This window comes from Natrialba hulunbeirensis JCM 10989 (assembly GCF_000337575.1).
Lineage (GTDB): Archaea > Halobacteriota > Halobacteria > Halobacteriales > Natrialbaceae > Natrialba > Natrialba hulunbeirensis.
This window is the reverse complement of sequence record NZ_AOIM01000035.1, coordinates 277,897-292,131: the sequence shown is the minus strand read 5'-3', so window position 1 is coordinate 292,131 and position 14,235 is coordinate 277,897. Positions and strand designations below refer to the sequence as shown.

Sequence of the window (14,235 nt, the reverse complement as noted above, 5' to 3'; positions counted from 1 at the left end):
CGGCTCACGAGCTTGTTCGCCGTAAGAAGTGGGCCAACTCGGATTTGAACCGAGAGCCTCCACCTTATCAGAGTGGCGCTCAACCTGATTGAGCTATTGGCCCGCGTCTGCACTCGGTAGTTGCTCGGTGGGATGTTTAAGCGTTTCTTTCTCCATGCCCTGTGCGACGCGCTACCGCGCGTGGTGACTGTCTTCGTCGCTGTCATCCGGATTCTCGCTCTCCTCGCCTGCCCCGAGATCGATCGTGGTGCCGTCGCTAGCGCTGTCGCGGCTGCTTCCGCCGTCCGTTTCGGAACTGGAGCCAGTGTCTACCGAGTAGTCGTCGGTGCCGAGATCGTACGTGCCACCTGCGGTGCCGGTTCCGACACCGGTTCCGGTGGTCTCCTGTGTTGTGCCGGCGCCGCTTGCGTCCGGATGGCCGTCGTCGGGGAAGCCGAACGTCCAGACGGCTCCGCTCGCGAGACCGTCGGTCTTCTTGTCAGCGTAGGGGATGACCACGTACCGCTTGAGGACGGTTCGGATCGGGATTCGGGTGATCGGAATCGCGATCAGGAACCCAATGAGGTCCGTGACGAGACCGGGCGTGAGCAAGAACGCGCCGGCTGCGATCAGGAGTGCCCCATCGAGGAGTTGATTCGTCGGCGGTTCACCCTGGACGAGCGAGCGCTGCATCTTCCGGAGCGTCCTGCGGCCCTCTGCACGGACGAGGAGCATCCCGACGAGGCCGGTGAGGACGACGAGAAGCACCATGCCGACCCAGCCGATGTGGCCCGTCTGACTGACGACGACCGCGAGAAGCACCGCGTCGAGAAACGGGATGAGCAACAACGCGAAGATCCACCGGAGCATACCGCAATATAGCCAGCGAAGGGTGAAAACCCTTTACTCTCATCACACCTGACGAGCAGGCTCACTGCGACGGCTAGCACGGCCGAACGAAGGGCTTACCCCAGTCACCCACCCACCTCCGGTATGGGTATCGGTATGGGCAGTGACCGCGACGACGGAACGCGCGTCGAGTGGCGCGAGTGGGGCCAGGAGGCCTTCGACGAGGCAGCGAAGGCAGAGCTCCCCATCTTGCTCTCGCTCACTGCGACGTGGTGTGACCACTGTCACGAGATGGACGAAGAGACCTACGCAGAACCGCGGATTGCAGCGAACGTCAACGATAGTTTCGTACCCGTCCGCGTCGACGTCGATCGTCGCCCACGCGTGCGCGATCGGTACAACATGGGCGGCTTCCCCTCGACTGTCTTTCTGGCACCCGACGGCTCGGTGCTGACCGGCGCGGGCTACCTCGGCCACGACGGCATGCGACAGGTCCTCGACAGCGTCCGCACCATGTGGGACACGAAGGGCAGCGGTGCCGGTCGCGTCCCACGTCCGCTGCGCGAGGACAACCCACCCGCCGGAGAGCTCACGCCGGACATCGAATCCGCCATGCTCGGCCAACTCACCGAGGCGTACGACGAGACCGCAGGCGGCTGGGGCCAGCAACCGAAGTTCCCGCTGCCCGACGCACTCGAGTTCGCCCTGAAGCGCGACCGGGAGATGGCGCTGCGCTCGTTCGACGCGGTGAGTGCGAACTTGCTCGACGAGTACGACGGCGGCTTCTATCGCTTCGCGACGGACCCCGACTGGTCCGGCCTCCAGCACGAGAAGCTGTTGGATTCGAACGGCGCGCTCGTGCGCGCGTTCGCGAACGCGTATCTGCTCACTGGGAGAGACGAGTACCGCGAGCCGGCCGCGCGGACGGTCGAGTTCCTGACGACGACACTCTGGAACGACGCCGTCGACGCCTTCGCGAACAGCCAGGCGCCGGGCGAGACTGACGCCCACGGCCTCGATGCAACGGATCGCGAGGCGGCGGCCGAGCCGCCGGTCGACGACGCCGTCCTCGCAGGCCCGAACGCGCTCGCGATCGAGGGGCTGGCCACCTACGCGGCCTACACCGACGACGAGCGCGCCCGGCGGTACGCAACGCGTGCACTCGAGACGCTCCGCTCCGAGTTGATCGACGAGGGTGTCGTTACACACGCCCATCCCGACACCGTCGCCAGCGGCGCTGGTGCAACCGCGCCGTTACTCGCGACGCAGGCCCGGACGCTCTCGGCGCTGACGACGGCTGCGAGTGTTCTCGACCCAGACGTCTTGCCGACCGCGACCGCCGTCGCCGACGCAACGATCGATCAGTTGCGCGATGACGACTCGTTCGTCGACGGACCGGAGACGGGCGCGGGACTCCTCGATCACCCGCTTCGCCCGCTCGATTCGAACGTCGTACTCGCCGATGCGCTGCTCGACCTCACGGCACTCACCGGTGACGGAACGTACCGCACCGTTGCCCGGGAGGTACTCGAGTCCTTCGCCGGCGCGAGCGATCGGTTCGGTGTCCAGATCGCCCAGTACGCGACGGCAACGTCGCGGCTACTCGAGGGGCCGCTCGTCATTGCGGTTGGCGACGAGCCGGGTGCTGACTTGCACCGGGCCGCGTTGCGGATGGCCGACCACGAGAAAGTCGTTGTTCCTGACGCGGAGACAGTCGATATCGAGCCCGGAGTCGAGACAGGAACTGCCCGCGTGATCCTCGGCGAGCGCAGTTCGGCCGTCGCTGAAACTCCAACTGAGTTGAGCGAGGCAGTGCAGTCCGTTCTCGACTAGTCGGGGGCTGAAACGGGCCGGCTCGATTCGATCGCAAACCACCACAGCGTTTATGTTTCTCCGGTCGGATTGGTGAGTACATGGCCAGCCTCAGGGACCTCGGGCTCTCGGAGTACGAGGCGCGAGCGTATCGAGCACTGTTGAACACCGGCCCGACAACGGCCAAAGAGTTGTCACGCGCCAGTGACGTTCCCATGGGCCGTATCTACGACGTGTTAAACAGCATCGAGCAGTACAATCTCGTCCGAACGCAGACCGCGAGCAGACCGAAAAAGTACGTCGCCGTCGAACCCTCGACCGCGCTCGACCGCCTGCTCGAGGACAAGAAACGCGAACTCGACGAGAAAGCAGATCAGTACGAATCCATCGTCGACGACCTCTCTGACGAACTCGACGCGGCCGATCCGGTCGAAGAGCAGTTCTGGACCGCCGCAGTCGGTCCGGAGGAGACGATCGACCTCCTCTTAGAGCGCCTCGCTGCCGCCGATCAGACCATCGTCATGGTCGCCGCAGACCCCGTTCCACAGCGAGACATGCAGACTGTCGGCGACGACGTGCTGGCGACACTCGAGGACGCCCTCGATCGCGGCGTCTCGGTCGACGTGTTGATGACGCGCCGACTGGTCAACTCGCTCTCCCAGAACGTCGGCGAGCGGTATCGCTCGACGCTGCAGGCGCGTGATGATTTCGACGTACGCACGAGCGAAGAAGTGACCGGGTCGTTCAACCTCATCGACGACGCCGAAGTCTGTATTCAGGTGCCGAACCCGCTCTCGTCGGGCGACGCGTTCGGCATGATCGACCTCAAAGATCCCGAGTTCGCGGCGAACGTCCACGACGAGTTCGCGCCGCGATGGGAGGATGCAGAGCCGCTGACGTTCTAGCTGCGTTTCGCTTACTCGTCGGCCGCGATTTCCTCGCGCAGCGTCTCCATCTCGACGATACGCTCGGCATGGGCGTTGTGCTGGTGGATCGACTCGTCGTTCGACTGCTTCATCGTCACGACTGCATCGTCCGGCAACTGGTCGAACTCGTCGACGACGCCCTCCGCAAGCGAGCGCACACAGTCCTCGACGAACTTCGCGTCCGCGTGTGCCTCGTAGGTCATGTGGTCCTCATCGGGGCGCTTGGCCAGGTTGTAGATCCGCGCGCTCATCGAATCGCGCGCGATGTCGATAATGTCGTTCAGATCCACGTCGGGGTCGCCGCCCGCCTCGACGGTGAGCGTCGCGTGCCCGCGCTGGGAGTGGCCCGGCTGTGGCACTTCCTCCAGGAACTGCGTGATCGTCTCGTCCTCGACGCCGAGGTTCTCGAGTGTCTGCTTTGCGCGCGCGGCCGACATCCCCTGCGAGCACGGACAGACGGTCATGCCGGTCACTTCCGCACCAATCTCTTCGCGCGTGCCGTCCTCCGTCGCCGTCGCTGAGGCGATGATATCGACGGTGTGCTGGGTCTCGCGGTCGCTCGCCGGTGTCTGCTCGCGGCGCATGAATTCGGCTTCCATCGAGACCTGTGCCTTCGACGTGTAGTCGTGCTTCTCGAGGAGGCGCTCTGCAGCGTCGCCACAGACATCCTCGACGCGGTAGGCTTCCTCGCGCGTGGCGTCTTCCAGAATCTCGTCGATAACCTCCATGTTGCGGCTCATGTCCGCGCCCTTGCGCCAGGCGGGGAGGTCGACGAAGACCTCGAACTCGGCGGTGAGGACGATCGGGCGCTTGTCCTCCCGGGCGAGCTTGACGAGCTTTTCGACACCGGTGACGCCGACCTGGCTCAGGCCGACGGTGACGTCCGGCGAGGACGCCTGCACGTCCGGCAACTGGTGACTCATTGCCCGCATTCAGGGGAGCGCGCGATTATGCCTTTCGGAACGGACAGTTCACTGCCGAATACCGGCAGACGGCACCGGTTGCGCTGTGGGCCACAGTGGACCCACTCCAGCGCGACGGCTCTTTAAGTGCTTCTGGTCACAAGGTGTAGATACGACGGAGGAGCGTCGTTCTGCGGAGTCACTCTCTCCCTTGTTCAGACTGGGAAGACTGGGGCTCTATCGGATACCAGTTGGTTCGATATCCACTCAATCCGGAATCTGGTCGGTTCGGTATCCAGCAGTTCAGTATCCCGTCAGTTTGGCGCTCAATCAGTTCGCTACAACATCTCGAACTTATCTCGCCGGTAGAGGTCGATCTCAGTCACGGCGTTTGGCGGTTCCTGTTGTGCGGCGAAGACGACCGCCGCCGCGATGTCCGCAGGTTCGGTAATCTCTCCCGGATCGTACCGCTGTTTCGATAACTCCGCCTCGTCGCGGTACTCCTTGCCGAACTCAGTTCTGACCTCGGACGGATTGATGACCGTGACACCGATCTCATCTGGGCCGACCTGTGCCGCCAGACTCAGCGCGAACCCGCGAGTCCACCACTTCGTTCCCGCGTAGACCGGGCTTCCCGACCGCGGAAACTTCCCCGCGAAACTGCCGACGAATACAATCGTCCCAGCCGATTCCTCGAGATGCGGAACGGCCGCTCGCGTCGTAAAGAACATGCCGTCGGTGTTGACCTCCATCACGGTCCGGTACTGTTCCGTGTCCAGTTCGTCGATTCCGACGCCGCGTTCGGTTCCCGTTCCCGCGTTGGCGACCACTACGTCGAGTCCGCCGAAGGTGTCGACCGTCTCGGCCACCAGCTGTTCGACCGCCTCCTCGTCCGTCACATCGGTTGGAACGACGAGCGTGTCGACACCGTACTCCGCTTCGACATCCGCCGCCAGCGCATCTAACTCGTCGGCACGCCGTGCCGCAAGTGCGACGTTCATTCCTTCGTCTGCGAGTGCTCGAACAGTTTCCCGTCCGATTCCCGCGCTCGCTCCAGTGACCAGCGCCGCCTTTCCATGTAGTGTGTCCTCAGTACCCATACTACTGTCCCGTCGGGAACCACCAAAAAGCCTCGAGAAGCCGGAAAGCGAAGCGAGACGTCCCCAATTGCAGGCGGCTACTCGAGTACCGGACGAAATTCCTTCAGGAAGGGAGGACAGGTCGTCGGTCACAGCCGTTCCCCCATCGCCGTTTAAGTGCTTCTGGTCACAAGGTGTAGCTACGAACGGCACTGCGCGGCCATACGGCTTCTTGTCGACTGGCGGTTTCAGTTACGGTAAACGAATTATGCCAACAGCGCCAGCAGCTTCCGCACGAGTACCAGCGCGTGTTCGAGCCACCGTCGAGTGTCAGCTTGAGCGTATCGAGCGCGCCCACGACGTCAAAGTCGTGCTGGCCGTCGCTCGCGGAAGCCACGCCTGGGGTGGGGCGAGTCCGGCGAGCGACTACGACGTTGGATTCGTCTTTGCGCCGACCGATCTCCGGCAGTACGCACATCTCGAGCGCCCCGACGACACCCTCGTCACACAGTTCAGTGGCGAAGACGACGTCGACTACCAGGGCTGGAACGTCCGGAAATTCGCGAGCCTGCTCGCGGGGTCGAACGACGGTGCCCTCGACCTCGTTCGGAGCCCGATCCGGTACCGAGTCGCGTGTGAGCCGTCTGTCCTCGACGAACTCCGGACTTACGTCGAACACACGTACAACCCGATGGACCTCTATCACGCCTACCGCGGGATCGCGGCGAGTAACTACCGTAAGTACATTTCACACCATCTCGTGCGTACAGACGACGAGCTGTTTCCTATCGTGGAGCGGAGTGCGGATGGCTACGTCGTCGAACGAGCGACTGACGAGCCAAGCGACGGCACGGCGAGCGACGACACGACCACCATGACCATCGCTGCGGACGACGACCGATTCACCGAAACGCAGACGAAGCCCACCGTCAAGCGCAATCTCACAATCTATCGCGCGGCGATGGCCGCACGTTATCTGCAGGCGACTGGTGAGTGTGGAGCGGCTGGCGACACCCCCAGCAACCCCACCAGCCCAACCAGCTCAACCAGCCACGACCTGCCAGCACTCGAGTTCGATCAGTTTCTCACCGAGCAGGCACCAGCGGTCTTCGACACTGAACGAATCGAGCGCGCGTGGGACCTGCTCGAGCGAAAGCGCCGTGGCGAGGGCGAGGCAATGGTCGGCGACGTCGTCGGTCGCGAGTTCGCCCACCCGTCAGTCGAGATCGAGCCGGCGATTCACGCGCGTTCGGGCCCGGAGCCGGCGCGGCTGGACGAGTTTACCGACGCGTTGCTCGCAGCAGTTCTTTAAGTGCTTCTGGTCACAAGGTGTAGATACGACGGGTCACCGACGCGCTGTTTTGCGTCGGTTCGTTCGAATCGAGTAGTCGTTCGACTGTCCATTGGCTATCTATCGCCGTTCGTCTCGCACCGGCAAGGATTCTTTAAGTGCCTCTGGTCACAAGGTGTAGCTACGAAGGGCTTTTCGCGGGACAACTACGCTCGGAGAGCGACTGCGCTGGCTTCCGTTCAACTCGAGTAAGGTGGAATCAGTTACCAGTTCCCGGAGAGCTGTCGGATCGACTGTCAGTCGTCTTGAAACGCGGCGCAAAACGAGCGAGCCTTTTTCTGTCTCCCTGTCTGAGCGACAGACAATGTACGACGACGGTGCCGACCGCGGTCCAGTTCCCGAGCGGGCGGGAGCCGTCACTGCCCGCCCTGATCGCCCTCGAGAGCGCCCCGAGCGTCCGCTGGAGACCCGTCCCGGTGCGGGGACGCTCTCGCGAGCGGCCGCGAAGCGAGATACGACGGTCCGCCAATGGGGTATCGTGACGCCGAGTGCGACCGTCATCGGGCGCGCGGAATCACCCGATTCGGACCTCTCGGAGAGCGTTCGCCGCCTCCACGACGAACAACACGCCGCCACGCCGGGCTACAGCGAGCGTGCCCACCACCTCGACCGACTGCGGACGACGCAGGCGCTGTGCAACGCACTCGAGCTCACCCCCTGGCAGCGCGACCTCGCACTCGGCGTCATGGACGAGATCGACCTGACGGAGTTCGGCAGCCAGCGGGCGATCCCCAAGGTCGCGCTGGTGGTGATTCGCCACGTCGTCGATCTCGACCGCCGGGCCTACTTTGGGCTCGACGATATCGACGCCCAGACGCTGTCGGCCGATCGAATGGACGAACTGTTCGGCCAGTACCGCGCGCACGACATCACCGACGAGCCGACGTTCAAACGCCTCGCAGCGGATCACGGCCTCGATACGACGAGTCTCAACCGCCTTCGACGGGTGCTGAAGTCCCAGCTCGACGACGAGTTGCCGGCGTACGGCCGGAATCCGTTCCGGGATCCGAATCTGCCGGCTGCGACCAACGTGGATGCAAGTGGTGAGGGTGGCGATGGGACGAGCGATGTCGGACCTGGTACCGATCTCGATTCCACCACCACCGATACGGACCCCGGTGACGACGCACCTTCCAACTGACCCACCGGCACGTTCGACCACCGGTGTCTGGACCGTCCTCTCCCGTCTACGCGTTCCTCCCGTGTCCGCGCGCCACCACTGCTACTCGACAGACGGTGGCCCTTTCCCGCCAGCCACCCAATAGCAGGCAATGAGTACCGATAGCGATTCCGCGGACACCCTCGTCCTGTACGCCGACTACGTTTGCCCCTTCTGTTACCTCGGCACGCGCACACTCGAGCAGTACCGCGAGACGCGCGAGGAGCCACTCGAGGTCGACTGGCGACCGTTCGATCTGCGCCGTGGGAAGCGCAACCCCGATGGCACGATTGATCACGACGCCGAGGACGGCAAGGACGACGAGTACTTCGACCAGGCTCGTGAGAACGTCCGCCGACTCCAGGAACGGTACGACGTCGAGATGACACAGGAACTCGCCATCGAGGTCGACTCGCTGCCAGCCCAACAGGCCTCGTGGTACGTCTCGCAGGCGTACCCCGAGCAGTGGGCGGCCTTCGACGAGGCCATCTACGCGGCGCTCTGGCAGGACTGTCGTGACATCGGCGAGGCAGACGTGCTGACCGACCTCGCAGCCGACGTTGGGCTCCCGGTCGACGAGGTTCGATCGGCACTCGACGACTCATCACTTCGAAGCGAACTCGAAGACCTGTTTCAGACAGCCCAGCAACGCCGGATCACCGGTGTGCCGACGTTCGTCGTCGACGGGACGGCCGCACGCGGTGCCGTCGCACCGACGCAACTCGCTCAGTTGGTCGAGTCGGGTGGCGACGCGAATAAGCGGTGACGGGACTGGGAGTGAGCGGACAGATACCGCTGTGAGCCCGCAGAAAGACCGCGACCGGTTCGACTGACGTCGCGGTCACTCGAGTTTATCGAGTGCAGCGAAGAAATCGGACTGGGGACCGACGAGCGTCGTCGGCTCGGATGCGGTGGTGACGGTGACGCTTGCGGGTGGCTCGAGTTTCTGGCGGTCGCGGCCGTCGCTGATCACGAACGCCGTCGCTGCGTCCTCGACGGTGATCGTGACCGTCGCATCGGCGTCGACGACGAGCGGTGGTCGGCCGTCCGCAGCGGCCATCTGTGTGACGATGAGTGTGTCGGCGTTGGGGTGGACGAGCGGGCCGCCCTCGCTCAGATTGTACGCGGTGGAGCCGGTCGGTGTCGAAACGAGGATGCCGTCAGCGTGTCCGGAAGCGTACTGTCGGCCGTCGACGGCGACACGAATCGTTGCGCCGCCGCCGTGGCCCCGCCGCGGACCATGAACGACGATTTCGTTGAGTGCGGGTTCGAGCGTCCAGTTGGGTTGGGGTCCGGTGTCGGTTAATTCGGTTGCGCCCGTGGGTGCAGTGGCACCATTCTCGCCACCAGCACCGGCTGGTGTCGCCGTCAATCGCCGCAGCGTTCGCCGCTGTGTCCCCAGATCGTCCGCTGCATGTAGCTGGGAGACGACATCGGGGACGATATCCAGCGCATCCGACGGTGCAACGGCATTGAGAAACCCAACCTCTCCAAGGTTGACGCCGAGAATCGGCGTCTCGCCAACCTCACGGGCGACGAACAGGAGCGTTCCATCCCCACCGATACTCACGACGAGGTCGAACTCGGCCATCATCGCGACAGGAACACCCGGCACCGAAACGTGTTCGGCAGTCAGTTCGTCGACCGCGACGGTAGTCTCGACGGCGGCCCGGTTCTCGAGTGCAGTCCTGAGCGCAGTCACGAGATCGTAGGCTCGGTCGTTTGCTCGCTGGGCGACGATACCGACATCGACAGTGGCACTCGAGACGTCTGCCATCGGTTCGAGTACCGTCGCCGGTGGCAAAAAGTCATGCCCGGTTCGGATTGACATCCTTCCACCCCTGAAGGGTGGGCTTCCGCTCGCTGCGTGTCATCGTGGACGAAACACTCGAAGAGACAGTGCTCCTGTGATGCCGTGGGCGTTCCGACCCGAAGTAAACCGTGACTAGGTCTCCGTTTGCAGTCCATACTTTTCCGAATCCGAGGGTACCAGCGACTATGGCACAGCGCACGACGGTTGATCAGGCACAGTCACGAGACGAGCTTGCGGCCTATTTCGAGCACCTTGCTGCAGAGTTCAGAGCCGGCGGCGAACAGGTCAATATCGACGTTGGAAACAAGACAGTGGCACTGTCCCCACCTGAAACGGTCGAGACATCGATCGATGTGATCGAGCGGTCAACGATGTTCCGGGGAAACCGGGAAACGGTACGGATCGAGTTGAACTGGAAGCCGGAACAGTAGCTGTCGGTTCCAGCGGTCTCGTCATGACTGCGTTTCGGTCCGTTTCTGTCAATTCCGCCGTTTCGGTCCGTTTCCGTCGATTCTGCCGTTTCTGTCGTCCCGTCGCCCTCACCACCAGTCATGTCGGCCCCGTTGGGAGAACACTGTCTGAGAGGTAGATTAATATGAATACAGTCGATAGTGTGGTGAGATGCGTCGTTCGATCGTCATTGGTGCCATCCTACTGGTGGCCACCGTCTTGCTCATCGGTGGCCCCTCGCTGTTGTTCTCACCATCGACAAGCGACGTGGCCCCCGAAACGGAAGACGAACCAACCCCCGAAATCATCTCGTTCGACGACAGCGAGAGTGGCTTCTGGCCGTACCTCAACGCCCGAGAGGCACACGAACAGCGCAGTCCGCTCAACGTCGTCGTGCGCGGCGAAACCGAAACGATCGTCCAGTTGTTGGCCGCCTACGGCGGCGGTGATTGGGAGGAAACCGATCACGACCACTTCGATACGGACGACCTCGTCGGCTTCGCTCAGAACGAGAGTACAACAGACGACCAGACCGGCACAGAGGCGGACGCAGATACGGACACAGACGCAGACACAAACACAAACACAGAACAAGAATCCCACACAGACACACACGCTGACGCACAGACCGCCCCGAACTCGAGTACGACTGCACAGACCGAGACGGAAACTGGGAACGACGCAGGCGAGACGAGCGAGGGCGGCGACAGTTCGACCGGTGTCGAGCGCACTGAGGGAACGGAACCGACCGAGACCGAGCCCGAAAACGAGTCCGGAGCCGGCCACGAGCACGCGCTTCGCCCCGTCTCGCCGACGAATATCCCGTGGTCGCAGGCCGACGGTGCGACCCGTTTTGCCTACCTCGACCCGGGTCCTGATGAGCAGGGCTACTGGACGACCGAAACGCTGCAACTCGAGGACGGTGAGTACTACGGCTACCGGTATCACATCCGACTCTACGAGAGTCCGAACCCGGACGACCAGTGGGTCGTCATGCAGACACACTCCGAACACTTCGACTGGTTCACACTGCGACACCGCGTTGACGGTGTCGAGGGTGCACAGTCGCGTCTCGAACAGGATCTGATGGCGATTCCGGGCGTCGACCAGCAGGAGGACCTCCAGCGAATCTACCTCGATAACAGCGGGCCGTCAGATGCCGACGGGTGGGCGACGAAGGTCGATCTGACGTTCTCACCCGCGCTCGTCGTGCCGCTGATGCTCGGGATGCTCCTGCATCGCCGAACCGGTCTGCGACTCCGCGGTGGCAGGTCGGACGGTCGAGATGGGCGTGGCAGTCGTGGCTGGCGACGGCTCTCCTCGATCGATCCACGGGAACGCGCTTACGACGACGGAGAGCGACCAGCACAGGGGATCGAAGCGCAGATCAACGCCGAACTCGACGACCGCCTCACTGAGAGCGATCGGGAGCGACTTGCTGCAGCCGCAGCTCGCATCGAGGCACGACACCTGGTCCTCGCGGGGACGATCCTCACGATCATCCTCGGCGTCAGGATCCTCGGCATCGCCTTCGATCGGACGCTCTCGTTCATGACCGTGCACATGATCGCAGCGTCGCTCTACCCGCTCATCGCGCTCGGATTGCCGATTTCGACGTACGTGATCGCGAGCGGACTCGAGCGCCGACTCGATGCGGCGCTCGCGGCGTCGACGTCGCTTGCGGTCGCAATCTGGCTCGATTACAGCCTGCTCGGCGTCGACGTGCTGCCGCTCGACGTGATCGTCCAGCGGATGCTCGTCGTCGTGGCACTCGGACTAATCGCCGGCGGCGCTACACGGCGAGCGACACGCGAGAGTCGGTTCAACGATATGCTCCTCGTCGGTGCCGGCACGTGGATACTGGTGCTCGTCGGGACGCTGTTCGGGTACCTGTGATTGCGATTCGCTTCGCGAGTCGATGAACTCACTGCTGTACTCCCACCTCTGCAGGGGTTCGGCTATAAGAACGGATCATGAGTGACCACTCGTCCAACAATTGCCCGTGTGGACAGCATATTTGACACCTGGTCGCGTATAGCGACCTATGATCGATCCGCGGTTCTCGGAGACCGAACTCGACCAGCAGTACGACCACATCACGACGTTCATTCGGGACCAACTCGATGCGGCGGGCGTTGACGGTGCCGTTCTCGGTCTCTCGGGTGGTATCGACAGCACACTCACTGCCTATCTCGCCACGGATGCACTCGGTGCCGAGAACCTGCACGGTCTTGTCCTCCCTGCTGTCGTCAGCGGCGACGAGAACATGAGCGACGCAGAACGGGTTGCACGAGAGTTGGGCCTCTCCTACGACGTCATCGAAATCGAGCCGATCGTCGACTCGCTGCTCTCAGCCTATCCCGAAGCCGAAGGCGACCGCGAAGCCGTGGGTAACGCTCGCGCCCGCGTTCGGGCGGTTCTCAACTACCTCGTCGCGAACCACGAGAACCGCCTCGTACTGGGGACGGGCAACCGCAGCGAGGCCGCCGTCGGCTACTTCACGAAGTACGGTGACGGCGCAGTCGACTGCCATCCGATCGGAAACCTCTACAAGGCACAGGTTCGCCAACTCGCGCGCCACGTCGGCGTTCCCGAGGATCTCGCGGCCAAGCCGGCGACCGCAGAGCTGTGGGCCAACCAGACCGACGAAGACGAGATGGGACTCAGCTACGAAACGCTCGATTCCATCCTCGTTTCACACGTCGACGGCCCGCTCTCGGTCGCCGCAACCAGTCGTGAACTCGATGTCGAACCAGACACCGTCGAACGCGTTCGCAGGATGTACGAGCGCAGCGAGCACAAACGTCAGGTTCCGCCGTCACCAGAACCGCTGTCATAGGCTCGTCCGCTTCAACATCAACAGGCGGTTTTCGCGATACGGCTCGGTTGGCTCGGCCAGTGCTGGCAGTAGCGCCGGTATCGGTACCGCCACCACACCGCTCCCGCTGTCACCACACCTCACACTGCTACCACCGCTACCACACCGCCACACTGCCACCATATCACCGCCGGCACTGCCACACTGTCACACCACGACCGCCGTCACACTGCTACCACCGCCGCCACACCGCTACCACCACACCGCTCCCACAATCACTCCAGAACCGACTCAATCTCATCCGCGTGCGCAGCCACCAGATCCCCGAACGCATCCGCCTCCCGGCGTTCCTGTTCTGCTTGCGTGCTGTCGTCCCGAAGACGACGCTTCAACACAGCGAGCGTCTCACCCGGATGCTCGGCAATCGACGCCACCACCTCGCGGGGCTCGTCCTCGATGCGCGAAATGAGCCCCATCCGACGCGCCTCCTCCGCGTCGACAGTTCGTCCAGAGAGAGCGAACTCGAGTGCGTTGCCCTGACCGACCAGCTTCGGGAGCCGGGCCGTGCCGCCCCAGGCGCCAAAGAGGCCGAAGGTGACACCGGGCTCGCCGTAGGTCGACGCGGGCGTGCCGACGCGAACGTCACAAGCCAGGGCGAGTTCGAGGCCACCGCCCATCGCGGGGCCGTCGATGCCAGCGACGACGATCGACGGACAGGTTTCGATCGCGCGGGCGACACGCTGGCCGAGGCGGGCGAACTCCCGGGCTGCGTCGCGGTCGCCGTCGAGATCGGCGACAGCGGTGAGATCCGCGCCGGCGCAAAAGGCGGGGCCACGGCCGTGAAGGTAGATGACTGCGGGGGAGTCTGTGCCTGTTGACTGTGACTCGATCGTCGCGGCGAGGGACTCGAGTCCGTCGACGGTGAGCGCGTTTCGTGCCTCGGGGCGATCGAGGGCGATCGTTTGGATGCGAGAGTGATCGGGGGCAGTGGATTCGTGAGAGGGAGTGGGGTCGCCGCCCGTGCGAGAGCTATCGGTGTCCTCACTATTAGCGGGGTCCAACCCATCGAAACTGTCGATCATGCCGAGAGTCGATCC

Annotated in this window: 13 protein-coding genes and 1 tRNA gene; 8 read left to right on the top strand and 6 right to left on the bottom strand. The window is 63.5% G+C overall.

Annotated features, from left to right (window positions below; translation table 11 throughout):
* Positions 1–29 precede the first annotated feature (29 nt).
* Positions 30–103, bottom strand: a tRNA-Ile gene (locus tag C483_RS12685).
* A gap of 68 nt (positions 104–171) precedes the next feature.
* On the bottom strand, positions 172–849 hold the full coding sequence (locus C483_RS12680) for an FxsA family protein (protein ID WP_006653753.1): 678 nt from the start codon (positions 847–849) through the stop codon (positions 172–174).
* Positions 850–972: 123 nt separating this feature from the next.
* Between C483_RS12680 and C483_RS12675 the strand changes: the two genes are divergently transcribed.
* Both C483_RS12675 and C483_RS12670 read left to right on the top strand, forming a co-directional pair.
* Positions 973–2,661: a DUF255 domain-containing protein gene (locus C483_RS12675; RefSeq protein WP_006653752.1), complete on the top strand. Its 1,689-nt coding sequence runs from the start codon at positions 973–975 to the stop codon at positions 2,659–2,661.
* 80 nt (positions 2,662–2,741) lie between these two features.
* Entirely contained in the window at positions 2,742–3,545 is an 804-nt protein-coding gene (locus C483_RS12670; protein ID WP_006653751.1) for a TrmB family transcriptional regulator, read from the top strand.
* Positions 3,546–3,556: 11 nt separating this feature from the next.
* Here the strand turns inward: C483_RS12670 and mptA are convergent, their stop codons facing one another.
* Positions 3,557–4,489 (bottom strand): GTP cyclohydrolase MptA, encoded by a 933-nt coding sequence (gene mptA / locus C483_RS12665; RefSeq protein WP_006653750.1) that lies wholly within the window; start codon positions 4,487–4,489, stop codon positions 3,557–3,559.
* 317 nt (positions 4,490–4,806) lie between these two features.
* A complete protein-coding gene (locus C483_RS12660; RefSeq protein WP_049912659.1) occupies positions 4,807–5,568 on the bottom strand; it encodes an SDR family oxidoreductase in 762 nt (253 codons plus the stop codon).
* Positions 5,569–5,815: 247 nt separating this feature from the next.
* Here C483_RS12660 and C483_RS12655 point away from each other — a divergent pair, with 247 nt between their 5' ends.
* The 3 genes from C483_RS12655 to C483_RS12645 all read left to right on the top strand — a co-directional run bounded on the left by C483_RS12655 (position 5,816) and on the right by C483_RS12645 (position 8,823).
* Complete coding sequence (locus tag C483_RS12655; protein WP_006653748.1) at positions 5,816–6,859, top strand: nucleotidyltransferase domain-containing protein; 1,044 nt, start codon at positions 5,816–5,818, stop codon at positions 6,857–6,859.
* 343 nt (positions 6,860–7,202) lie between these two features.
* Positions 7,203–8,039, top strand: coding sequence for a hypothetical protein (locus tag C483_RS12650; protein WP_006653747.1), 837 nt, complete (start codon positions 7,203–7,205; stop codon positions 8,037–8,039).
* A gap of 130 nt (positions 8,040–8,169) precedes the next feature.
* The gene (locus C483_RS12645) at positions 8,170–8,823 is read left to right on the top strand and encodes a DsbA family oxidoreductase (protein WP_006653746.1); all 654 of its coding nucleotides are present in this window, start codon (positions 8,170–8,172) and stop codon (positions 8,821–8,823) included.
* A gap of 75 nt (positions 8,824–8,898) precedes the next feature.
* Here C483_RS12645 and C483_RS12640 read toward each other — a convergent pair whose 3' ends face one another.
* Positions 8,899–9,834: an NAD(+)/NADH kinase gene (locus C483_RS12640; RefSeq protein WP_006653745.1), complete on the bottom strand. Its 936-nt coding sequence runs from the start codon at positions 9,832–9,834 to the stop codon at positions 8,899–8,901.
* A 221-nt stretch (positions 9,835–10,055) separates the two neighbouring features.
* On the opposite strand from C483_RS12640, the gene C483_RS12635 reads away from it, so the two are divergent.
* From C483_RS12635 to C483_RS12625, 3 genes are all read left to right on the top strand, one after another.
* On the top strand, positions 10,056–10,301 hold the full coding sequence (locus C483_RS12635) for an amphi-Trp domain-containing protein (protein ID WP_006653744.1): 246 nt from the start codon (positions 10,056–10,058) through the stop codon (positions 10,299–10,301).
* A gap of 190 nt (positions 10,302–10,491) precedes the next feature.
* Positions 10,492–12,216 carry a hypothetical protein gene (locus C483_RS12630; RefSeq protein WP_006653743.1) on the top strand — a complete coding sequence of 575 codons (1,725 nt, stop codon included), beginning with the start codon at positions 10,492–10,494 and terminating at the stop codon, positions 12,214–12,216.
* Between the two features lie 148 nt (positions 12,217–12,364).
* Positions 12,365–13,159, top strand: coding sequence for an NAD+ synthase (locus tag C483_RS12625; protein ID WP_006653742.1), 795 nt, complete (start codon positions 12,365–12,367; stop codon positions 13,157–13,159).
* A 254-nt stretch (positions 13,160–13,413) separates the two neighbouring features.
* Here the strand turns inward: C483_RS12625 and C483_RS12620 are convergent, their stop codons facing one another.
* A complete protein-coding gene (locus tag C483_RS12620; protein WP_006653741.1) occupies positions 13,414–14,220 on the bottom strand; it encodes an enoyl-CoA hydratase/isomerase family protein in 807 nt (268 codons plus the stop codon).
* Between the last annotated feature and the right edge of the window lie 15 nt (positions 14,221–14,235).